This is a genomic window from Nakamurella aerolata, assembly GCF_013002705.1.
GTDB classification, from domain to species: domain Bacteria; phylum Actinomycetota; class Actinomycetes; order Mycobacteriales; family Nakamurellaceae; genus Nakamurella; species Nakamurella aerolata.
This window is the reverse complement of record NZ_JABEND010000003.1, coordinates 205,279-225,758: the sequence shown is the minus strand read 5'-3', so window position 1 is coordinate 225,758 and position 20,480 is coordinate 205,279. Positions and strand designations below refer to the sequence as shown.

Here is a 20,480-nt window from a genome sequence, read left to right as displayed (position 1 = left end):
CGGCTGATCAATGGGAGGGCTGATCAATGGGACGGCTGGGCAGACCCGGCAGCAACTGCCACCGGCGTGAGCGACCCGGCACCACGCTTGCTCCAACCACGGCGCACCCGGATCGCACCGATCACCCTGCACACCAAGTAGATGGCGAATGCGAGCGAGGTGATGAACGGCGACGTCGGCAGCCCAGGCGTCAGCGAGAGAATGATGCCGCCGACCGCGCTGACCACCGCGAAGATCACCGACCACACGGTGACCCACAACGGCGACGCGGTGATGCGGGCCGCCGCCGCGGTCGGCGTGATCAGCAGCGCCAGCACCAACAACGCACCGACCACCTGCACCGTCATCGCCACCGTCAGCCCCAGCAGCAGCATGAACACCAGGGTGAGCCCGCGAACCGGAACTCCGCGTGCCGCAGCAACATCGGGGTCGACGGAGGCAAACAGCAACGGCCGCGCCATCACCGCAAGCCCGGCGATCACCACCACCGCCACGCCGGACAGCAACCACAGCTGATTGTCCGATACTGACACGATCTGCCCGATCAACAACCCGAACTTGTTCGACGAGCGCCCCGGGTACAGCGCCAGGAACAACACGCCCAGCCCGAGCCCGAACGGCAGGATCACCCCGATCGCGGAGTTGCGATCACGAGCTCGCTGTCCCAATACCCCGAACAACACGGCCGCCAACACCGACCCGACAATCGAACCGGTCGCCACGATGGTGCCCGTGGCGGCGACGCCCTGGCCGAAGAACAACAGCGCGGCCGCGCCCCCCGCGAACGACATCTCCGAGGTGCCGTGCACGGCAAAAGCCAAGTCCCGCGCCTGAATCAACGGGCCGATCAACCCGCCGAGCACCCCGAGAATCAGCCCGGCGATCAGCGCCCCGTGCACGTAAGGCAGTTGCTCGGAGATCGATGGCAACGAGAACCACTCTGACCGCAACGGATCTGGCAGCGCGGACGGCATCAGCAGGCTGGTCGACATCATGGAATCGCCTTCACCACATCGTGTTCGCCGTGATGGGCATGGTGATCGGTGCCGAGCACCACGATCTGATCGCCGGCGTGCAGCACATCGATCGGCGCGCCGTACAGCTCGCTCAGCACAGACGACGTCATCACCTCGTCCGGCGCCCCGATCCGGAACCGCCCGTCCACCAGATACAGCACCCGGTCGACCATCGGCAGGATCGGGTTGATCTCGTGCGTGACGAACACCACCGCTGTGTCGAACTCCTTGCGGCGCTTGTCAATCAGGTCGGCCACCGCCTGCTGGTGGGCAAGGTCGAGGCTGAGCAGCGGTTCGTCGCACAACAGCACGGACGGATCGGTCACCAGCGCTTGCGCGATCCGCAGCCGCTGCTGCTCACCGCCGGACAGCATGCCGACCGGGGCGTCGGCGTAGCGGGTGGCGCCGACCTGCGCCAACGCCCGGTTGACCGCAGCGGTGCGGCTGCGCGACGGCAACGGAATGCCCCAACGGTGACCGTCGACGCCGAACGACACCAGATCGCGTGCCCGCACCGGCAGCGTCGGGTCGAAGTTCCGTTGCTGCGGGACGTATCCGATCCGACGCGACCCGCGGTTCACCGGACGTCCGTCAACGGTCACCGAACCGGTGGTCAGCTTCTGCATGCCGAGCAGCACCCGCAGCAAACTGGTCTTGCCCGCGCCGTTCGGTCCGAGCACCGCGACGAACTCACCCGGCGCGATGTCCAAAGACAAGTGATCCCACAGGGTTCGGTCGCCGAACGTCAGGCCGGCGTCCCGCAGATGCACCGCCGGAGTGGGATTGCTGGCCGCCAGCGCGTGATCGTTGGCCAGCCGCTGGACCGCCGGACGCTCTGTCATCGGCCGGCCTCCGGTGCCGCCGCCAATGCCGACGCAAGGCCGCCGATGGTCCGTTGCTGCCAGGTGAGGTAGCTGTCGACACCCGGCGGCAGGGTTTCGCTCACCGGCGCCACCGGAATCCCGGCGGACTCGGCCGTGCGCTGCACCTGGTCGGTGACAGGGCCGGACGTTTGATCGTTGTACACCAGCAGCGAAACCTGGTGCTGCTTCAGCAGATCAGACACCGCGGCGACGTCCTTCACCGAAGGATCGTTCTCTTCTTCGACGGCCTCGGCGAAGCTCTCCGGGGTGGCGTCGGCGATGCCGATGGTGTCGAGCAGGTATCCGGCCACCGGCTCGGTGACCACCGCCCTGCGTCCTGGGTACTTCTTGCCGACATCCGTTGCCTGAGCGGTGAGCTTGTCCAGACCGGCAGTGAAGCTGGCGGCATTCTTCCTGAACGCCGCGGCGCCGGCCGGATCGTCAGCAGAAAGCTTGTCCGCCAGGGCATTCGCCAGCTTCGCCATTGCCGGATAGCTGTAGAACACGTGCTCGTTGAACACGCCGTGGTCGTGCCCGGCTGGTTCGCCGGCGCCCGAGGCGGCATCGGCGGATGCGTGCGGGTGGCCACCCGCGTCCAGCCCGGAGATCTCGACGGCATCGAGCAACGCGGGATGTGACGGCGCCGCCTCCACCATCTTCATGGCGAAATCGTCGTACCCGCCGCCGTTGGCGATCACCACGTTCGCCTTGCCGATGGCGACCTGGTCGGCGGGGGTGGCCTCGAACGAGTGCGGATCGGCCGACGGATCGTCCAGAATCGCCGTCACCCGCGCGCGGTCGCCAGCCACCGCGCGAGCGATCGCCGCGTACACGTTGGTGGTGGTCACGATCGACAACTGGCCACCACCGGCGCCGCTGCTGGAGGCGCCGCTAGTGGCCGACTCGGCGCTGCCACAGCCGGCGACCAGCAGGCCGAGCGTGGTGGCCAGCGCGAGCAGCGCGGTTCGACGGTGGGGCGGGTGCACGCAGCTCTCCTGGGCGAATGACAGTTAATGGGAATGGTTTCCATTAACACTAGCACCTCGACGGTTCTTGAGGAACCAAGCGCCCAAGACGCAAGCGCGCAAGGGAACCAAGCGCCCGACGAATCAAGCGCCCGAAGAACCCGCCGTCAGCAGAACTCGCCATCAGAAGAACCGTCGTCAGGAGAAACCAACAAGGGCGGCCACCACCGGAAGTCCGATGGTGACCGCCCCTGCTCGGCGGTACTGCTGTTATTTCAGGCTGTGTGGTCAGGCCGTGCCCAGGCCGTGTGCTCAGGCGTCCTTGCTCAGCGATGCCGGCTGGGTGCCGCCGGTCTGCACGGCGCCCGCCGCACCGGCCGGCCCGTCTGCGGCCGGGACCGCCGACGACGACTTCAGCCGCTCGCCGTTGGTCGGGTTGAACACGTGGACGTGGTCGCCGTCCTGCACGGTGGCGCGCACGGTGGCGCCCTGGGTGAGCTGCACCCTGGCGTCGGTGCGGATCACCAGGCGTTCGCCGTCCGGCCCGTGCCCGTGCACGTACGAGTCGGCGCCCAACTCCTCGACCAGGTCGACCGTCACCGGCACGCCCTCGCTGCCCAGGCGCAGGTTCTCCGGGCGGACACCGAAGGTGACCTCCTTGAGGCCCTCGGACGACGCCTCGGACAGAATGTCGCGCGGCAGCGGGACGATGGTCTCGCCCAGCTTGACGCCGTTGTCGGCCAGCGGCAGCGTCATGATGTTCATCGCAGGCGACCCCATGAAGCCGGCGACAAAGACGTTGGCGGGACGGTCGTAGAGCGCGCGCGGGGTGTCAACCTGTTGCAGCAGACCGTCTTTCAGCACAGCCACCCGGTCGCCCATGGTCATCGCCTCGACCTGGTCGTGGGTCACGTAGACGGTGGTGGTCTTGAGCCGGGCCTGCAGCTCGGCGATGTTGGCGCGGGTCTCGACGCGCAGCTTGGCGTCAAGGTTCGACAGCGGCTCGTCCATCAGGAAGACGGAAGGCTCGCGAACGATGGCGCGACCCATCGCGACACGCTGGCGCTGGCCGCCGGAGAGGGCCTTCGGCTTGCGGTCGAGGTACTTCTCCAGGTCGAGCAGGCCGGCGGCCTCCTTGACCTTGGTGGCGATCTCGCTCTTGGACACGCCGCGCAGCTTCAGCGCGAAGCCCATGTTCTCGGCGACCGTCATGTGCGGGTACAGCGCGTAGCTCTGGAACACCATGGCGATGTCGCGGTTCTTCGGCGGCACGTTGGTGACGTCGCGGTCGGCGATCAGGATGCGCCCCTCGTTGACGTCCTCGAGGCCGGCCAGCATGCGCAGCGCCGTCGACTTTCCGGAACCGGACGGGCCGACCAGCACCAGGAACTCGCCGTCGGCGATGTTCAGGTTGAGCTTGTCGACGGCGCGGACCGGCGGGTTACCGGGGTAGATGCGGGATGCGCTGTCGTAAATGACGTCTGCCATCGGGTGGGGTTCCTCTCGACTCTGGGAGTGCCACGCAAGCGAGTGCGCGTGCCGATTGCGGCACCACCCACGCTAACCACCCGATTGCCGACACGGAAGAGCGGCTTGGAAAGCGCTTTCCAGAATCACCCGTTCGGGCGCCGAGGAGCGCGCCGGACGGGTGCTCCGGCGGCTCCGCTACCGTGCTGGGATGCATTCGGGTCGGCTGGTCGGGCGCGGGGGAGCCACCCTGGCGTCGCTGGCGCGGGAACTCGGGGTGTCTCGCACCACGGTGTCCAACGCCTACAACCGGCCGGATCAACTCTCGCCCGCGCTGCGCGAACGGGTGATGAAGGCCGCGGAGCGGCTCGGCTATGCCGGACCCGATCCGGTGGCCAGGTCGTTGCGGACCCGCAAGGCCGGTGCCATCGGTCTGCTGCTCACCGAGCAGGTCTCGTACGCCTTCCGCGACCCGGCGGCGGTGGCGTTTCTCGAGGGCCTGACGCTGGAGTGCGATCGCGCCGGCATCGGGCTGCTGCTGGTGCCTGCCAGCCCCGATTCCGACGACGTCCGCAGTGTTACCCGCGCCGCGGTCGACGGCTTCGTCGCCTACTCGATGCCCGAGGACGACCCGTTCTTGGCGGCGATGCTGGCCCGGCCGGTGCCGACGGTGATCTCCGACCAGCCGGCGACCGACGCTGCCGATCTGGTCGGCATCGACGACAGAGCGGCCATGCGGAACATGGCCGATCACCTGATCTCGTTGGGGCACAAGCGGATCGGCGTGATCTGTATGCGGCTGGGCCGAGATCAGCACAACGGCGTGGTGGACGAGCGCCGCCAAGAGGGCGCGGGATATCACGTGCAGCGCAACAGGTTGGCCGGTCTGCGCGACGGTTTCGAGGCGGCGGGGGTGGCCTGGGACCGGATCCCGGTGGTCGAACGCTTCGACCATTCGATCGCTGCCGGAGCCTCGGCCGCCGGCCAGGTGTTGGAGCTCGACCCCGGCATCACCGCGCTGGTCGCGACCTCTGATGTGTTGGCGATGGGCGCCATCGGCGAACTGCGGCGCCGGCACAAGCGGGTGCCGCAGGACATCTCGGTGACCGGCTTCGACGGTGTCAAGGCGGCCCTCGACGCCGGCGTCACCACCGTGTCGCAGCCGGTCACCGCCAAGGGCCGCGAGGCCGGACGTCTGCTGCTAGATCCGGCGGTGCGGCACCGCGCCCGGCAGGTGATGCTCCCGACGACGTTCGTCGCTGGCACCTCCACCGCGCCGCATCACGGCTGACGCTGTTGCCCGGACGCCCGCGGCTGCCGGCGTTGGCAGTGGTAGCGCGGATGCGCACCGGCCTCGGCGCTTCCGCGGAAGCGCAAGGCGCAGATGCGCGAGCAGCAGGTGCGCAAGCGAGAGAAGCGCAGTGACGAGCGGCGCGAGCAGGTGGTGTGTCGGTGGCCGGCGTTACGGTGCCGATCATGACTGAACCGATCGGTTCCGATGACGGTGCGGCGGAACGGCATCGTGCGCTGGTGCACGAGTACTGGCGGCTGGCCGAGGCCAGACAGTGGGGCAGCTACGCCGAGTTGCTGCACCCGCACGTGGTGTATCACCTGCCGCAGACCGGCGAGACCATCCGTGGTGCTGAGCGGTACCTGCGGTTCAACACCGAGTATCCCGACATCTGGCATGCCACCGTGCGGACCGTTGTGGCCGACGCCGAGGGTGCGGTCTCGCGAATCGACATGGAGGTCGGCGCCGAAACCCTGCCTGCTGTCAGCTTTTTCACCTTCGACTCGTCCGGGCTGATCACCGGCATCACCGAGTTCTGGCCGGAGCCGTACCAGCCACCGGCCGGGCGTGAACATTTGGTGGAGCCCGCCCGACACAGCTAGCTGCGAGCTGTTGCCCGCCCGCGGCGGCGACGCTGGTCGGCCCGCTGCGAAGCGCGCTCAGTAGGCGCGGGCGACGATCGCCGTGAGCTCCGGTTCCACCGCAACGTCGTCGGTGTCCGGCACCCGGTATCCGCCCTCGACGTCGGCGTCCGGCACCACCAGACAGCGCACCGTGATGCCCTGCCCGGCGATCCGCGCTTCGCCCTCGTCGCCCAGCAGCTTCCACGGCAGCCGAGCCCAGCCGGTCTGCGCCGCGTCGACGGCCTCGTCCACCGAGCCGGCGTCGACGGTGGCGGCATCGCGGCGCTGCAGCGCCTCGTCGTAGAGTGCCTGGTGATCGGCGGCCAGTGCCGAAACCACTTGCTGGGCAACCTCTCCCACCCGCACCGGCTCCTTGCTGCCCGGCACCCGGCGAACCAGCGTCACCTGGCCGTCGGCGAGATCACGCGGCCCCACCTCGACCCGCACCGGGATGCCCTTGAGCTCGGCGTCCACCGCGCGGCGGCCGTAGGGGGTGTCCACCCTGTCGTCCAGCCTGACCCGCACACCGGCCGCGGCCAGTTCCGAAACCAGCTGTGCCGCAGTCGAATCCACCTCCGGTGCTGACTTGACGATGGTCACCAGTGCCTGGGTGGCGGCCAGCCGCGGAGGTATCCGCAGGCCGGCGTCGTCGCCGTGGCACATGATCAGCCCGCCGACCATCCGGGTGGAGGTACCCCACGAGGTGGTCCAGGCCAGCTGGCGCTGCTGATCCACATCGGTGAAGCCGATGTCGAAGGCGCGCGCGAAGTTCTGGCCGAGCTCGTGACTGGTGCCCATCTGCAGCGCCTTGCCGTCGCCCATCATGGCTTCCAGCGTCATGGTGTTGGTGGCGCCGGCGAAGCGTTCCCGCTTGGTCTTGCGTCCGGCGAGCACCGGCATCGCCAACTCGGTGCGCATGAAATCGGCATACACCTCGTGCAGGATGCGCCTGGCATAGGCACTGGCGTCCGCCTCGGTGGCGTGCGCGGTGTGTCCTTCCTGCCACAGAAACTCACTGGTACGCAAGAACACTCGCGGCCGCATCTCCCAGCGCACCACGTTGGCCCACTGGTTCAGCAGCAGCGGAAGATCGCGGTGGCTGGTCACCCACTTGGCCATGAACTCGCCGAACACCGTCTCGCTGGTGGGTCGCACCACCACCGGCTCTTCCAGGTCTTTGCCGCCGGCGTGGGTCACCACCGCCAGCTCTGGCGAGAAGCCCTCGACGTGCTCGGCCTCGCGTGACAGGTACGACTCGGGGATGAACAGCGGCAGATAGCAGTTCTCGGCGCCGGCGGCCTTGATGCGGGCGTCCATCGCCGCCTGCATCCGCTCCCAGATCGCCCAGCCGTACGGTCGGATCACCATGGTGCCGCGCACCGGGCCGTTGTCGGCCAGCTCGGCCTTGGCAATGACGTCCTGATACCAGCGCGGGAAATCTTGGGCGCGCGGGGTCACCACGGGTTGCTTGGGCATGCGGGTCAGCTTATCCGCAGGTGCCGCTGCCGAGCCGCGGCCAGGGCGGTGAACAGATCGGCCACCCGTCGTGGATTGTCGATGCGGAACTTCGCGATGGTGTCGCCCGGGCCCACCTTGATGCCGATGTCCGGGCCCTGCGCCTGCGGTTCGTCGTGCACGTCCAGCACCGCGAAGGCGTGCTCGTCCGTCACGTCGTCGCCGACGAAAAGCGCTGCGCTGGAAGACAAACCGTTCTTCAGGGCAGCAAGTGCCGCGCCCTTGTCTGCGGACACGACGGACAGTTCAAGCACCTTCTTGCCCGGGAGCAGCCGCACCCCGTCCCAGCTGCCGACACCCTCGCGCACCCGCTGGTCCACCTGCTTCTCCACCTCGGCCGGCAACCCGCGTACGTGCACCGTCACGCCGGTCGGCTTGTGCTCCAGCCTGACCCCGGGAAACTGCTCGGCGATGCTCGCGGTCTCCGCCTCGACCCTGTCCTTGAGATCCTGCTGCGCTGCGGTCAGCGTCGGCGGGGTCGGACCGGCCTCGGCGGGTTGTTGTGGTTGCGGCACCCCGAGAATGCCGGCGTCCTCGGCGCCGTGCGAGCCGATCATGTACACCGGGCCGGCGTCGCCGAGCAGCGCCCGCAACGATTCCAGCTGCCGCCCGGAGATCACCGCGACCGAGGTGTTCGGCAGCATCGCAAGGGTGCGCAGCGCCTGCACCGAGTCCGGCAGCGGCCGGGCCGAAGCCGGGTCGTCGACAATCGGCGCGAGCACCCCGTCAAAGTCCGTCCCCACCAACAGGTTCGGGGTGGCGGCGAGCTGGTCGATCACCTCGACGATGTCGCTCGGCAGCCGCCGCAGGGCCGCCCCTGCGGGATCGCGGGTGTCCTCGAGGGTGGACAGGAACGAGCGCGCCCAGGCATCGACGTCGTGGGTGGCGACCTGCCGCCGCATCGCCCGCATCCGCTTCTTCTGCTCCGTCATCGGCATCTGCAGCGCGCGACGCAGCGCCTGTTTCACGCCGTTGGTGTCGTACGGGTTCACCAGCAGCGCCTGCTTGAGCTCGTTCGCGGCCCCGGTGAACTCGCTGAGCAGCAGTACCCCGTCGCCGGCGGACCGGCAGGCCACATATTCCTTGGCCACCAGGTTCATTCCGTCGCGCAGTGGGGTCACCGCCATCACGTCGGCCGCGACGTAGAACGCGGCAAGGTCCTCCCGCGGGAACGACTGGTGCAGGTAGTGCACCGCGGGCCGGCCGATCCGTCCGTAGTCACCGTTCAGTGCGCCGACCTGACGCTCGATGTCCTCCCGGGTGCGCACGTACGAACCCAGCCGCTCCCGCGAGGGCGTGGCGATCTGGATCATCACCGCGTCGTCCACCGCCGGGTCGCGTTCGGCCAGCAACTCGCCGAAGGCGCGCAGCCGCACGTTGATGCCCTTGGTGTAGTCGAGCCGGTCGACGCCGAGGATGATCTTGCGGGGCAGGCCCAGATCCTCGCGCAACTGGGCGGCAGCCTCGGTGACGTGCGGCTGGGTGGCCAGTTCGCTCTGCGCTTCGCTGTCGATCGAGATCGGGAAAGCCCCCACCCTGATCTGCCTGTCGTCGTAGCGCAGCGTGGTGCCGGTGACCTCGGCGTCCAGCAGCGTGCGGGCCAGCCTGGTGAAGTTGCGGACGGCGCCCGGCACCTGGAAACCGATCAGGTCGGCACCCATCAGGCCCTCCATGATGGCCGCGCGGGCCGGTAGCCGCATGAACAGCTCAGCCGGCGGGAACGGGATGTGCAGGAAGAACCCGATCCGCACATCGGGCCGCAGCTGCCGGAGCATGGCCGGCACCAGCTGCAGCTGGTAGTCGTGCACCCAGACCGTCGCCCCTTCGGCGGCGACCGCAGCGGCCTTCTCCGCGAAGCGGCGGTTGACCCGCTGGTAGGCGTCCCACCAGTGCCGGTGGAACTCCGGTTCGGCCACCGCGTCGTGGTACAGCGGCCACAGCGTTGCGTTGGAGAAGCCCTCGTAGTAATTCTCCACCTCGTCGTGGCTCAACGGCACCGGGTAGAGGGTGAGTCCGTCGGTGGTGGTCGGTTCCAGCGCGACGTCGGCGTCACCCGGCCAGCCGATCCAGGCGCCTTCCCGGCGGGACAGGATCGGGGCGAGCGCGGTGACCAGACCCCCCGGCGCCTGGGTGGCCTTGGTGCTGCCGTCCGGCTGCTTCTTCAGGTCGAACGGCAACCGGTTCGCGACCACCACCATGTTGGCGCGTTCGTCCGGGGCGGGGGCCGTCGTCGAGTCGAGCGGATGGAGCTTGCGGGACGGTTTAGCCGCTTTGCCTGATCCTGCGGTGGCCTTGTCTTGCTTGGCTTTTCGTTCGCTGCTGTCCTTGCTCACAACTGCCGAGTCTAGTGATCGCGGGGGCTGAGCACCGTTGGTGGGCAGTCGGGCGAGGGTCCCTCCGGCGACGGGAGCGAGCCGGCCGTTGGACCGAACGAGGCGCTCAGTGCCCGAACGGGTCGGGCACCGAACCGGGGAGCCAGCTGTTGCCCGGCACCGTCCAGCCGTTGGCCTTGACCATCTTCTTGGCGGCCCTGGCGTACCTGCCGACCAGGCGGTCCAGGTACACGAACCCGTCGAGATGATCGGTCTCGTGCTGCAGGCAGCGGGCGAAGTAGCCGGTGCCTTCCACCTCGATCGGGTTGTTGTCGGCGTCGACGCCGGTCACCTTGGCCCAGCTGGCCCGGCCGGTCGGGTAGTTCTCTCCCGGGACGGAAAGGCAACCCTCCCAATCGTTGTCGGGATCGGGCATGGTCTCCGGGATCTCGCTGGTCTGCAGCACAGGGTTGACGACGTAGCCCTTGTGGCGGACGCCCTCGTCGTCCGGGCAGTCGTAGATGAACACCCTGCGGTCGTCACCCACCTGGTTCGCCGCCAGTCCGGCTCCGTGTGCCGCTGTGTTGGTTTCGAACAGATCGTCGACGAATTGCTTGAGCTCGTCATCGAACACGGTCACCGGGGTGGTGGCGCGATGCAGCACGGGTTCGCCGTAGATCACGATCGGGCGCACGGTCATGTCAGCAGCATAAGATGGGTCACTGAGAGTGATCCTCCCGAGAGCGTCTCACCTATTTGGTGTAATGTTCCTGCCTATCGAATTGCCGCTCTGTTACCCCGTCGGATGGATGTGAGCCCGTGCCGCCGCTGGACGCCGATCAGCAGGCTGGATTCGCCGCAGCGCTCTGTGCGCAATTGCGTGAGTCTCGCCGCCGCCAGAGTCTTACCCAGGCGCAAGTCGCCACCCGCACCAATGGACTGGTGTCGAAGGCCGCGCTGGCCAACTACGAGACCGGGCACCGCTCGCTGCGAGTCGACGTGTTCTGGGTGATCGCCAGGGCGCTCGGCGAAGACTGCGGAGCGCTGATCGCCGCGGCGGAGCGGTCGATCGTGCCGGCCGGTCAGCTCAGCGGCCGGGCCACCATCTCGTTACGGGTGGCCGACGTGCTCGCCACCACCGACGAGGTGCTGGCGCCGGTGCGCCGCTGGTTCTCCATCCGGCACCCGGAGGGCGCGGTGGACGGCGTCACCGAAAGTCTCGGCGAGGGCGCGTTGAAGGCGCTCGCGCACCTGATGGGGATGACGGTGCCCGAGTGCAGGGCCCGCCTCATCGATCTGGCCGTCGCCGGCTCGGCGGGCGAGGCGGAACGTACCGCGGCCGGCTCGCGGGCCCCCGGGTCGGCTGTCAGATCCGCCGCCGGTGGCGCTGGTGTCGGCGGTTCGGGTGTCGGCGGCGCCGGTGCCGGTGGAGCTGGGGCCGGCGGTGCCGGGGCGCGGATGCCGCGGCCGTCGGCCGAACTGTCCGGCCTGCGGGATCCCGCGCGTCACACACCGCAATTCGCGCGGCGTCCCGGCCGTTAGTCTTGGTGCTGGCCGCCGGGCGCAGGTTCGGCGTGGCCGGCCACCATGGCGCAATCGGTAGCGCAGCGCTCTTGTAAAGCGAAGGTTGACGGTTCGAGTCCGTCTGGTGGCTCCGCTTCACCATCCAGCAATTACGGGTTGCCGCTCGCAGGCCCGCTGCCGTTGTCGGTGGGGTTGTTGGCCGCCGGTTGGGCCTGCGCGGCCGCGAACCCGCCGACGGTCTTCGGCGCGGTGGTGTCCTGATCGTCCGGCACGTCGTCGACCGAGCCGATGCCCATCAGCGCCGGGTCGAGCAGCGCCGCCTCCTCGGGACGGTAGGGCAGCACGTTGTCGATGTACGAGCGGGTGGCGTCGGCCATCGACACCTCGCGACCGGCCGCCTCGGACAGGAACCAGCGGTGCTCGAGCACCTCGTGGAAAATCTCCGCGGGCTCCAGCTTGTTGCTGAGCTCCGGCGGGATCGCCTCGATGACGGGCTCGAACACGTCGGTCAGCCAGTGGTGCGCGACCGTCAGTTCGTCGACGTCGGTGTCCGGCATCACGGCCTGGCCGCGGAAGGTGTCGAGGTCGTTGAGGATCCGCCGCGCCTGATTCTCCTGCACGTCGAGTCCGGTCAGTTGCATCAACCGGCGGCGATGGTGACCGGCCTCCACCACCTGCGTCTGCAGATACTGCTGGCCACCGTTCTCGCCGTCCTCATTGATCTGAATCTGCCCGACGTCGTAGCCCAACTCGTTGAGCCGACGGATCTTTCGCTCCACCTGCCACCACTCGTCGTCGCCGAGTTGTTGCGGCGCAGTGAGTTCGCGCCACAGGTTGTTGTAGCGGGTGACCACCGACTGGGCGGTCTCGACCGGGTCCACCGATTCCGGCAGCAGCCCTGACATCTGCAGATCGAGCAGCTCCCCGGCCAGGTTGGTCTCGGCAATGTCCAAGTCTCCCAACCGTTGTCCGTCGGACAGCGTGGGGCGAATGGACCCGGTCTCGGCGTCAACCAGATAGGCGGCGAGAGCGCCGGCGTCGCGGCGGAACAACGTGTTGGACAGCGAGCAATCGCCCCAGTAGAAGCCGACGAGGTGCAGCCGGACCAGCAGCTCGGCCAGCGCGTCGAGCAGCTTGTTCTCCAGGTCGGGGTCCAGCCGGCGGGAGAACAGTGCTCGGTAAGGCAACGAGAAGCGCAGGTGCTTGGTGACCAACGCGGCGTTCAGCGGCTCACCGTCCGGAGTGGTGCGCCCGGCCACGACGCCGACCGCCTCCACCACCGGCACCCCGGTCTTCGCCAGGGCGCGCAGCAGGTCGAACTCGCGCTGGGCGAGGTCGGTGTCGATCTCCTTGACGGCGTAGACGATGCCGCCGATGCGAACGAACCGGACCACGTGCCGGGAGATGCCGCGGGGCAGGCTCACCAGCTTGTCCCGCGGCCAGTCCTCCAGCGGGGTGGACCAGGGGAGCGTCAACAGGTCCGTGGGATCCGGTCCCGCCGCGAATTGCATCCGCACCGAACCAGCCTAGGGGAGCTACGGGTGGAATACCCGGCAAATAGTTCACATTGTGAACTCTTGATCCTTCAAGCAACTCGGCGGCGTGGCCGGGCGGCCCGCTGACCGCGGCCGGCGCACGGATCGCGAACGAGCACCCCGTCCGAGTGGCGTCCAGCGCAGCTGAAACGTGTCCAGCGCAGCTGAAACGTCCTGAGCAGAACCTGAAAGAAGAGGATTCGTATGGCCCACATCCTGTTGGTGGTCGGAAGTACCCGGCCGGTCCGCGTCGGCGACCAGCTCGCCGAGCAGATCGCCCCGCTGTTGAGCGAGGGCGCCGGGCTGCCGGTGCGGGTCGTCGACCTGGCCGAACTCGACCTCCCGCTGCTGAACGAGCCGGTGATGGCCGGCGCCAGCATCGACTATGCGCACGAGCACACCAAGGCCTGGAGCGAGCTGGTCAAGGACGCCGAGGCGGTCGTCTTCCTGACGCCGCAGTACAACTCCGGCTACCCGGCCGGGCTGAAGAACGCCATCGACTATCTGTACGTCGAGTGGCAGGCCAAGCCCGCGCTGATCGTCAGCTACGGCGCCTTCGGCGGCGGTATGGGGGGCGCCCAGCTGCGCGCCGTCACCGAGTTCGTCAAGATGCGCATGGCGGCCGACAACGTCGAGATCACCATCCCGCGGGACGCCTACGTCGACTGGCGGCTGGCCGACCCGGCCGCGGTGGTCGCGCCCTACCGCGAGCAGCTCACCGCCGCCGGCCCGGCGCTGGGCAAGGACCTGGTTCCCGCCTCCTGATTGCGGCACATCTGGATTCCGGGACAACGGGATTCCGGGACAAGGGGATTCCGGGAGCAGGGTAGTTCCGGGACATCGGGGTAGTTCCGGGACATCCGGGTAGGTCTGGAACTGCAGCCGATCTCTCGGTACCGTGACGGGCAAATGTCCGTACATTCCCGGAGCTGATGACGATCGCCGCCGCCCTGCCGCCCGAACCGCTGCCCGCCGAACCGCTGGCCGCCGCCCCGCTTCCGGCCCCGCCGCCCGCTGACCCCACAACGCAAGCGCCGCTGCCCACGTCGGCGCCGTCGATTCCGCCTGGGGCCGGCCCGCTGTGGGCCCGGCTGCGCGACCATCTGCGGGACCGCGTGCTCGCCGGCGACTTCGATGACGCCTTTCCCGGCGAGCTGGCGCTGGCCGAGCAGTTCGGGGTGAGTCGGCACACCGTCAGGGAGGCGCTGCGCGAGCTGCGCGCCGACGGCACCGTCACCGCGAGTCGGGGACGGCACCCCCAGCTGGCCGCGCCGGATCAGATCAGGCAACCGCTGGGTGCGCTGTACAGCCTGTTCGCGTCGGTCGAGTCGCAGGGTCACACCCAGCGCAGCCGAGTGCTCACGCTGGACGCCCGCCGCGATCCGGCGGCGGCCGCCAGGCTGGAGCTGCCGGAGGACGCCGAACTGGTGTATCTGGAACGCATCCGGCTGCTGGACGAGGCGCCGTTGGCGCTCGATCGGGTGTGGTTGCCGGCCGCGGTCGCCCGGCCGTTGCTGCAGCTCGACTTCTCCAGAACCTCGCTGTACAACCAACTCTGGTTGGCCTGCGGGGTGCGGCTGACCGGCGGTAGCGAAGAGATCTCGGCCGCGGTGCTGAGCCAGGAGCACCGCCGGTTGCTGGCCTGCGGCGCCGACGTCGCCGGGCTGTCGATCGACCGGCTCGGCTGCTCGGCGCAGCGGCCCGTCGAGTGGCGGCACACCCTGATCCGCGCCGACCGGTTCAGCCTGACGGCGCGATTCACCCAGCACCGGTACCAGTTCACCCCGGTGGAAAGCGGTGTCGGCGCGGCAGCGCCCGAGCCGGTGCCGGACCTGGCTCCCGATCCGGTACCGGCCGCGGCTGCGGAGACGTCGGCATGAGCGCCCGACGCACGACCGTCTCCGCGCGCGATTGGGGCGTGATCGCGGTGGTGGCCGCCGTGGTGATCGGGCTCGGGATCTACCTGCTGGTCCGGCCGGCCGCCACCGACAGTTCGAACTCTTCTCGCCAGGCCAACACAGCGGGTGTGGGAAGCGCCGGAAGCGCGGCGCCGGTGAGATCGACTGCCCCGCCTGCGGTTTCGGCCACACCTGGCGCGGCCGGCGGGTCGGAAGCAGCGCCCGGTTCGGCCGTGACGAACGGCTCCGGCGCGCTCGGATCGGCGGTGAGCTCCGCCGACACTTCGGCGGGCGATTCAGCGACCGACCAGGCGGGGGTGTCGTTGGGTGACGCGCCGGAGGCTGGCGTCGCCGGATCGACGCCGGTGGCCGCGAGCACCGCGGCGAGCAAGGCGCCGAAGATCGGGCCGTTCGGCGACCTGGCCCGTCGGCAGCCGGACGATCCGCGCGCGCTCGGCAAGCGGGACGCGCCCGTCGTGATGGTGATGTACTCCGACTACCGCTGCCCGTTCTGCGCGCAGTTCAGCCGCGACACCGAGCAGAAGCTGGTCGACAAATACGTCACCCCAGGCACTTTGCGCATCGAGTGGCGGGACGCACCGATCTTCGGCGAGCAGTCGATCAAGGCCGCGATGGCCGGGCGGGCGGCCGGCGAACAGGGCCGGTTCTGGGAGTTCACTTCGGCGGTCTACGCCGATGCCCCGAAGACCGGGCACCCCGACCTGACCGACGACGCACTGGTGCGGTATGCGACAACCGCTGGCGTCAAAGATCTTTCGGCCTTCCGGGCCGGCCTCGCCGATGCCGGCACCCGCAAGGACGTGATGGCGGAGCTGGATGCCGCCAACCAGATCGGCGTGCCGTCCACCCCGGCGTTCATCATCAACGGCTACCCGTTGGTCGGTTCGCAGCCGCTGGCCGAGTTCACCCGGCTGATCGACACCGTCCAGACCCTCAAGTAGCGACTCCGAAAGAGTTGAGCCAGCAGCGATGACCGAGCAGCGATGACACCGCAGATCGGTGTGGCCGGCGCGTTTCTCGGTGGTCTGCTGGCGTTGATCAGCCCGTGCGCGGCGCTGTTGTTGCCGTCGTTCCTCTCGTACGCCTTCACCCGTACCGGAACGTTGGTGGCGCGCACCGCGGTGTTCTACCTCGGCATGGCGCTGGTGCTGGTGCCGCTCGGGGCCGGCGTCGGCGCCGTTGGCGCCGCGCTGACCCGCTACCGCACCACGGTGACGACGATCGGCGGCTTCGTGATCATCGCGCTGGGCGTTGCGACCATGCTCGGCTGGGGCTTCCGGCTGGACGCGGCCGGGCGTTGGCTCGGCCGGCTGCGGCTCGGGTCGTCGCTGTCGGTGCTCGCTCTCGGTGCCCTGTACGGGTTGGCCGGGTTCTGCTCGGGTCCGTTGATCGGCAGCGTGCTCACCATTGCCGCCACCGGCGCCGATCCTGGCTACGGCGGGCTGCTGATGGCTGTTTACGCGCTGGGCATGACGGTGCCGCTGCTTACGCTCGCGCTGCTGTGGGATCGACTGCAGCTGCGCGAGCGAAAATGGCTGCGCGGCAGGCAACTTCGGCTCGGGCCGATCACCACGCACACCACCAGCCTGATCAGTGGGCTGCTGTTTGTCGGCATCGGGACGTTGTTCGTGCTCACCGATGGCACCGCGAACCTCGGCGGGTTCAGCAGCGTCGACACCCAGTTCCAGTGGCAGGCAGTGGTGCAGCGGGTGAGCCGTGGCCTCAGCGACGCGTTGGTGTGGTGGATCGTCGCGGCGCTGGTGTTGGCGGGCCTGCTGATCAGGGTGCTGGTGATCTCCCGGCGCGGCCGCCGCTCGGTCAGTGCCCCCGAAGCGGAGCCGGAAGCGGAGTCGGAAGGGGAGAAGGCGCCGGTACCAACAGATCCCGGGTCAATTGCGCGGCCGTAGCGGCACCGCTGGATGCCAGCGCGGTGGCGAACTCGTCGGTGAGCAGGTCGAGCACCGCCCGCACCCCGTCGGCGCCGCGCGCGGCCAATCCCCATAGTGCTGGCCGGCCGATGCCGACCGCTGCGGCGCCCAAGGCCAAGGCGCGCACCACATCCGCGCCGCTGCGCACCCCACCGTCTACCAAAACGGGTACGTCGGCGCCGACCGTGTCCAGCACCGCGGGGAGCGCATCGACCGCTGCCATCACCCCGTCCAACTGGCGGCGGCCGTGGTTGGAGACCATCACCCCGGCGGCGCCCGCGGCGACCGCATTGCGGGCATCGCCGGGGTGCAGCAATCCCTTGGCCCACACCGGGAGTCCGCTGTTGTCGGCCACCCAGGCGATGTCGTCGGGAGCCAGTGCCTGCTCCACCTGGCGGCTCATCCGGTGCCAGCCGAGGTCGGGATAGGCACCGGAGTCGGTGACCAGGCGCGACTGCACCACCGACCGGAACCGGGACCAGCCGATCCGGCCGCCGAAGTCGCAGGTCAGCACGATGGCACCGGCGCCGGCCTCGCGCACCTCGTCGAGGAACTGCCGGCTGCGGCCGCGGTCGGTGAGCAGGTACTGCTGCGCCCACCACGGGCCGGCGGCGGCCGCGCCCACCTCGGCAGGGGTGCGGGTGGCCGAGTTCGAGTAGATGTACAGCGCGTCGCCGGCGCCGCGGTGGGTGGCGACCTCGCCGTCCGGATGGACCAGTCCGTGCGCGGCGGTGGGCGCGACGAAAACCGGTGTGGGGAGGGTGATCTCGGTGCCGGCACCGGCGCCGGTGCTGTTGCGGAAGGTGATGGCGGTGTCGATGTCAGGCAGCCCACGCAGGTAGCGCGGGCGCAGCAGATAGCGATCCCAGGCCGCGCGTTCGGTGTCGGTGGCGGCCGGGGCCATCGGATCGCCGGCCATCGCCTGGTAATACGCCCAGGCGTCCGGCTCGGCGTTGCGCTGCGCCTCGGCGAAGACCTCGCTCAGGCCGGCCGGCTGCCACGGTGTGCTCACCCCGTCATGCTAGGAGCCGCGGCGTCGATAGGTGCGGCTGACCGTTTCGGCCGTGCTGCGCATCAGCTCCCGCAGTTCGGGAGGCTCCAACACCTCCAGCCAGTCGCCGAACCCCAGCATCACCCCGACGGCGCCGCGCAGGGTGGAGACCTGCGCGGTGACCAGGTCGTGACCGTCGCCGTCCGGAGCCACTCGCGGCGGCGCGACCAGCGCGATGCCGAGCAGTTGCACCAGCGGGTCGCTCTGTTTCGCCACCACCCGCACGGTGATCCGATGCCCCGGCCTGGCCGCCCGCCACACCGCTTGCCGGTCGCGCCACTGCGCCAGCAGATCGAGGTTGGCCGGTTTGCGGCACGGCTGATCGATGCGGCGCGCCGACGTCATCCTGGTCAACCGGTAGCTGCGCGGCCGGCCGCGATGGGCGCCGAGCAGGTACCAGGCCGTCCCGGCCAACACCAGCCCCCACGGATCGACGGTGCGGTGTCCCGCGGTGCCACTGGACGGCGAGCGGTAGCCGATCAGCAGCCGGCGGTCGCTCAGCACCGCGTCCAACACGGTCGACAGCAGCGGCGGCGGCGCGGCCGCGCCACCCCAACCCGTCGGGTCGATGACGATGCGTGAGGCGATCTCGCCGACCGCCCCGGCCTGCCGATCGGGAAGGCCCGCGGTGAGTTTGCGCAGGGCGCTGGCGAAGGACGACCCCATGCCGAGTGCGTCCGCGACGCCGGCGCCACCGGCCACGAACAAGGCCTTGGCCTCGTCCGCGGTGAGGTCTTCGGCCGGCGGCCGATAGCCGGGCAGCAACGAGAACCCGCCGGTGCGGCCGCGTTCGGCGTACACCGGCACCCCGGCCGCCGACAACGCTTCCATGTCGCGCATCACGGTTCGGGGTGACGCCTCCACGCGTCTGGCCAGCTCGGCTGCGCTGAGCCGGCCGTGGGTGCGCAGCAGCGCCACCTCCGACAACAGCCGATCTGCGCGCATGGCAAGGATTCTTGCGCAAATACCTGTCACAAGCTGGCAGATATTGGGTTGCAGGGTGAAAGCCAGCCGCACCGCGCGGCGCCATCGGGCACCAGTGACCTGCATCGGAACTCGCCAACGCAACGACCGCTTCAAGTGCCGCTGGAGGGTCGCATCGGAAGCACCGGGCGGAACACCCCGATGGATACACCGCAACGAAAGGAATGCCGATGTCCCCGACGTCCAGCTCCGACCCCCGTCCCGGTTCCGGTTCCCATCCCGGTACTGGCACCGATTCTGAAACGGCACCGGTCGACCAGCGGGCCGAGCTCGCGGCCGCGCAACAGTGGGTGGCGCGGTTGATCGACGGCATCGACCAGCAGCAGCTGGACAATCCGACGCCGTGCACCGAGTTCACCGTGCGACAGCTGCTGGAACACCTGCTGGCGGTGCAGAACCGCATCGCGGTGGTTGCCGAGACCGGCTCGATCGAAGGCTCGCCGACCAGCTTGCCGCTCCCCGAAGACGGCGCAACGGTGGCCGCGGCGTTCCGCGCTGCGGCGGCGCGCACGCAGCGGGCTTGGTCCGGCGACGACGCGCTGACGGCCAGTTACCAACTGCCGTGGGGGACCGTCCCGGGGTTCGCCGCGGTGGCAGGCTACGTCGCCGAAAACGTCGCCCACGGCTGGGATCTCGCCGTCGCCACCGGTCAACCGGCGGAGGCTGATCCGGCGCTGGCCGAGCTGGCTCTGCGCAGCTACCAGGGCATGCTGCCCGACGAGGTACGGCTGCTGCCCGAGGTGCCGTTCGGGCCGCGCGTCGAGCCCGCCGCCGACGCCGGCCCCACCGAGCGGCTGGCCAACTTCCTCGGCCGCAGCAGTCGCTGACCGCCTCGGAACCGGCCCTGCGGCAGCATCACCCGCGGATCATCTGCGGGCCGGATCGCCCGTGCGCCGGATCACCTGCGGCAAGATGCAGGGATGGCCGACCCCCCGCCGCAGCTGCCGCGCTACCTGGTGGTGTCCGGGCCGCCTGGGTCCGGAAAGTCAACGCTGGCAACCGAACTCGCCGATCGGACCGGCCGGGTGCTGCTGAGTAAGGATGTGGTCAAGGAGACGTTGATGGACCAGCTGCCGGTGGACTCGGTGGCGCAGTCCAGTCGGCTGGGCCGGGCCGCCGCTCAGGTGATCTTGGCCGTGGCTCGGCAGGCTCCGGCGGCGGTGCTGGAGAATGCCTGGCCCGCGGACTACGCCGTCGCCGAGTTGCTGGCGTTGCCCGGCGCCCCGGAGTCGGTGGTGGAGCTGTTCTGCCGAGTGCCGAAAGAGGTTGCCTGGCAACGGTATCAACAGCGCACCGATCGACACCCTGGCCATTTCGACGCCCAGCGGCGTCCCGGCGAGCTCTACGCCGAGCGCCAACTGCGACCCCTCGCCGGGGGTTGGCGGGTGCTGGTGGTGGACACCGGCCAGCCCGTGGACGTGGCGTCCCTGCTCGCCCGGATCGCTGAGCTCGGCTGAGGCGGTGAGCTCGGCTGAAACGGTGAGCTG

19 protein-coding genes and 1 tRNA gene are annotated in these 20,480 nt (G+C 69.4%); 10 read left to right on the top strand and 10 right to left on the bottom strand.

Features of this window, described 5'->3' with window-relative positions; all coding sequences use genetic code 11:
* Positions 1–23 precede the first annotated feature (23 nt).
* From HKD39_RS07120 to HKD39_RS07105, 4 genes are all read right to left on the bottom strand, one after another.
* Positions 24–974 (bottom strand): metal ABC transporter permease, encoded by a 951-nt coding sequence (locus HKD39_RS07120; RefSeq protein ID WP_171199431.1) that lies wholly within the window; start codon positions 972–974, stop codon positions 24–26.
* A 17-nt stretch (positions 975–991) separates the two neighbouring features.
* Positions 992–1,858, bottom strand: coding sequence for a metal ABC transporter ATP-binding protein (locus HKD39_RS07115; RefSeq protein WP_171199164.1), 867 nt, complete (start codon positions 1,856–1,858; stop codon positions 992–994).
* Positions 1,855–2,865, bottom strand: coding sequence for a metal ABC transporter solute-binding protein, Zn/Mn family (locus HKD39_RS07110; RefSeq protein WP_171199163.1), 1,011 nt, complete (start codon positions 2,863–2,865; stop codon positions 1,855–1,857). The genes HKD39_RS07115 and HKD39_RS07110 overlap by 4 nt, the downstream gene beginning before the upstream one ends.
* 291 nt (positions 2,866–3,156) lie before the next feature.
* Positions 3,157–4,332, bottom strand: a complete 1,176-nt coding sequence (locus HKD39_RS07105; RefSeq protein ID WP_171199162.1) for an ABC transporter ATP-binding protein — start codon at positions 4,330–4,332, stop codon at positions 3,157–3,159.
* Between the two features lie 190 nt (positions 4,333–4,522).
* Here HKD39_RS07105 and HKD39_RS07100 point away from each other — a divergent pair, with 190 nt between their 5' ends.
* On the top strand, positions 4,523–5,602 hold the full coding sequence (locus tag HKD39_RS07100) for a LacI family DNA-binding transcriptional regulator (RefSeq protein ID WP_171199161.1): 1,080 nt from the start codon (positions 4,523–4,525) through the stop codon (positions 5,600–5,602).
* A 185-nt stretch (positions 5,603–5,787) separates the two neighbouring features.
* Positions 5,788–6,204, top strand: coding sequence for a nuclear transport factor 2 family protein (locus HKD39_RS07095; RefSeq protein WP_171199160.1), 417 nt, complete (start codon positions 5,788–5,790; stop codon positions 6,202–6,204).
* 57 nt (positions 6,205–6,261) lie between these two features.
* Here HKD39_RS07095 and proS read toward each other — a convergent pair whose 3' ends face one another.
* The 3 genes from proS to HKD39_RS07080 form a co-directional block, all read right to left on the bottom strand.
* A complete protein-coding gene (proS, locus tag HKD39_RS07090) occupies positions 6,262–7,701 on the bottom strand; it encodes a proline--tRNA ligase (protein ID WP_171199159.1) in 1,440 nt (479 codons plus the stop codon).
* A 5-nt stretch (positions 7,702–7,706) separates the two neighbouring features.
* On the bottom strand, positions 7,707–10,073 hold the full coding sequence (locus tag HKD39_RS07085) for a bifunctional alpha,alpha-trehalose-phosphate synthase (UDP-forming)/trehalose-phosphatase (protein ID WP_212754165.1): 2,367 nt from the start codon (positions 10,071–10,073) through the stop codon (positions 7,707–7,709).
* A gap of 106 nt (positions 10,074–10,179) precedes the next feature.
* On the bottom strand, positions 10,180–10,752 hold the full coding sequence (locus HKD39_RS07080; RefSeq protein WP_171199158.1) for a peptide deformylase: 573 nt from the start codon (positions 10,750–10,752) through the stop codon (positions 10,180–10,182).
* Positions 10,753–10,871: 119 nt separating this feature from the next.
* On the opposite strand from HKD39_RS07080, the gene HKD39_RS07075 reads away from it, so the two are divergent.
* On the top strand, positions 10,872–11,594 hold the full coding sequence (locus tag HKD39_RS07075) for a helix-turn-helix domain-containing protein (protein ID WP_171199157.1): 723 nt from the start codon (positions 10,872–10,874) through the stop codon (positions 11,592–11,594).
* Between the two features lie 39 nt (positions 11,595–11,633).
* Positions 11,634–11,706, top strand: a tRNA-Thr gene (locus HKD39_RS07070).
* 19 nt (positions 11,707–11,725) lie between these two features.
* On the opposite strand, the gene HKD39_RS07065 is transcribed toward HKD39_RS07070, so the two are convergent.
* Positions 11,726–13,087 (bottom strand): DUF4032 domain-containing protein, encoded by a 1,362-nt coding sequence (locus HKD39_RS07065; RefSeq protein WP_171199429.1) that lies wholly within the window; start codon positions 13,085–13,087, stop codon positions 11,726–11,728.
* A gap of 228 nt (positions 13,088–13,315) precedes the next feature.
* Here HKD39_RS07065 and HKD39_RS07060 point away from each other — a divergent pair, with 228 nt between their 5' ends.
* From HKD39_RS07060 to HKD39_RS07045, 4 genes are all read left to right on the top strand, one after another.
* A complete protein-coding gene (locus tag HKD39_RS07060; RefSeq protein WP_171199156.1) occupies positions 13,316–13,876 on the top strand; it encodes an NADPH-dependent FMN reductase in 561 nt (186 codons plus the stop codon).
* A 167-nt stretch (positions 13,877–14,043) separates the two neighbouring features.
* Entirely contained in the window at positions 14,044–14,991 is a 948-nt protein-coding gene (locus tag HKD39_RS07055) for a GntR family transcriptional regulator (protein ID WP_171199155.1), read from the top strand.
* Positions 14,988–15,971, top strand: a complete 984-nt coding sequence (locus tag HKD39_RS07050; protein ID WP_171199154.1) for a DsbA family protein — start codon at positions 14,988–14,990, stop codon at positions 15,969–15,971. Before HKD39_RS07055 ends, HKD39_RS07050 begins: the two co-directional genes overlap by 4 nt.
* 42 nt (positions 15,972–16,013) lie before the next feature.
* Complete coding sequence (locus HKD39_RS07045) at positions 16,014–16,937, top strand: cytochrome c biogenesis CcdA family protein (protein ID WP_171199153.1); 924 nt, start codon at positions 16,014–16,016, stop codon at positions 16,935–16,937.
* Here the strand turns inward: HKD39_RS07045 and HKD39_RS07040 are convergent.
* Entirely contained in the window at positions 16,849–17,970 is a 1,122-nt protein-coding gene (locus tag HKD39_RS07040; RefSeq protein ID WP_171199152.1) for an alpha-hydroxy-acid oxidizing protein, read from the bottom strand. The two genes, HKD39_RS07045 and HKD39_RS07040, sit on opposite strands and share 89 nt — an antisense overlap.
* A 9-nt stretch (positions 17,971–17,979) precedes the next feature.
* Complete coding sequence (locus HKD39_RS07035; protein WP_171199151.1) at positions 17,980–18,954, bottom strand: helix-turn-helix transcriptional regulator; 975 nt, start codon at positions 18,952–18,954, stop codon at positions 17,980–17,982.
* 209 nt (positions 18,955–19,163) lie between these two features.
* Here HKD39_RS07035 and HKD39_RS07030 point away from each other — a divergent pair, with 209 nt between their 5' ends.
* Both HKD39_RS07030 and HKD39_RS07025 read left to right on the top strand, forming a co-directional pair.
* Entirely contained in the window at positions 19,164–19,820 is a 657-nt protein-coding gene (locus HKD39_RS07030) for a TIGR03086 family metal-binding protein (protein ID WP_171199150.1), read from the top strand.
* Between the two features lie 93 nt (positions 19,821–19,913).
* The gene (locus HKD39_RS07025; protein WP_171199149.1) at positions 19,914–20,450 is read left to right on the top strand and encodes a P-loop nucleotide/nucleoside kinase family protein; all 537 of its coding nucleotides are present in this window, start codon (positions 19,914–19,916) and stop codon (positions 20,448–20,450) included.
* Positions 20,451–20,480: the final 30 nt, after the last annotated feature.

Excerpts from the sequence above, each read along its gene's own strand:
- HKD39_RS07030 (WP_171199150.1), top strand. The coding sequence starts at position 19,164 with ATGTCCCCGACGTCCAGCTCCGACCCCCGTCCCGGTTCCGGTTCCCAT.
- HKD39_RS07055 (WP_171199155.1), top strand. The coding sequence starts at position 14,044 with ATGACGATCGCCGCCGCCCTGCCGCCCGAACCGCTGCCCGCCGAACCG.
- HKD39_RS07045 (WP_171199153.1), top strand. The coding sequence starts at position 16,014 with ATGACACCGCAGATCGGTGTGGCCGGCGCGTTTCTCGGTGGTCTGCTG.
- HKD39_RS07050 (WP_171199154.1), top strand. The coding sequence starts at position 14,988 with ATGAGCGCCCGACGCACGACCGTCTCCGCGCGCGATTGGGGCGTGATC.
- HKD39_RS07080 (WP_171199158.1), bottom strand. The coding sequence starts at position 10,752 with ATGACCGTGCGCCCGATCGTGATCTACGGCGAACCCGTGCTGCATCGC.
- HKD39_RS07025 (WP_171199149.1), top strand. The coding sequence starts at position 19,914 with ATGGCCGACCCCCCGCCGCAGCTGCCGCGCTACCTGGTGGTGTCCGGG.
- HKD39_RS07065 (WP_171199429.1), bottom strand. The coding sequence starts at position 13,087 with ATGCAATTCGCGGCGGGACCGGATCCCACGGACCTGTTGACGCTCCCC.
- HKD39_RS07120 (WP_171199431.1), bottom strand. The coding sequence starts at position 974 with ATGCCGTCCGCGCTGCCAGATCCGTTGCGGTCAGAGTGGTTCTCGTTG.
- HKD39_RS07115 (WP_171199164.1), bottom strand. The coding sequence starts at position 1,858 with ATGACAGAGCGTCCGGCGGTCCAGCGGCTGGCCAACGATCACGCGCTG.
- proS (WP_171199159.1), bottom strand. The coding sequence starts at position 7,701 with ATGCCCAAGCAACCCGTGGTGACCCCGCGCGCCCAAGATTTCCCGCGC.
- HKD39_RS07105 (WP_171199162.1), bottom strand. The coding sequence starts at position 4,332 with ATGGCAGACGTCATTTACGACAGCGCATCCCGCATCTACCCCGGTAAC.
- HKD39_RS07035 (WP_171199151.1), bottom strand. The coding sequence starts at position 18,954 with ATGCGCGCAGATCGGCTGTTGTCGGAGGTGGCGCTGCTGCGCACCCAC.
- HKD39_RS07100 (WP_171199161.1), top strand. The coding sequence starts at position 4,523 with ATGCATTCGGGTCGGCTGGTCGGGCGCGGGGGAGCCACCCTGGCGTCG.
- HKD39_RS07095 (WP_171199160.1), top strand. The coding sequence starts at position 5,788 with ATGACTGAACCGATCGGTTCCGATGACGGTGCGGCGGAACGGCATCGT.
- HKD39_RS07060 (WP_171199156.1), top strand. The coding sequence starts at position 13,316 with ATGGCCCACATCCTGTTGGTGGTCGGAAGTACCCGGCCGGTCCGCGTC.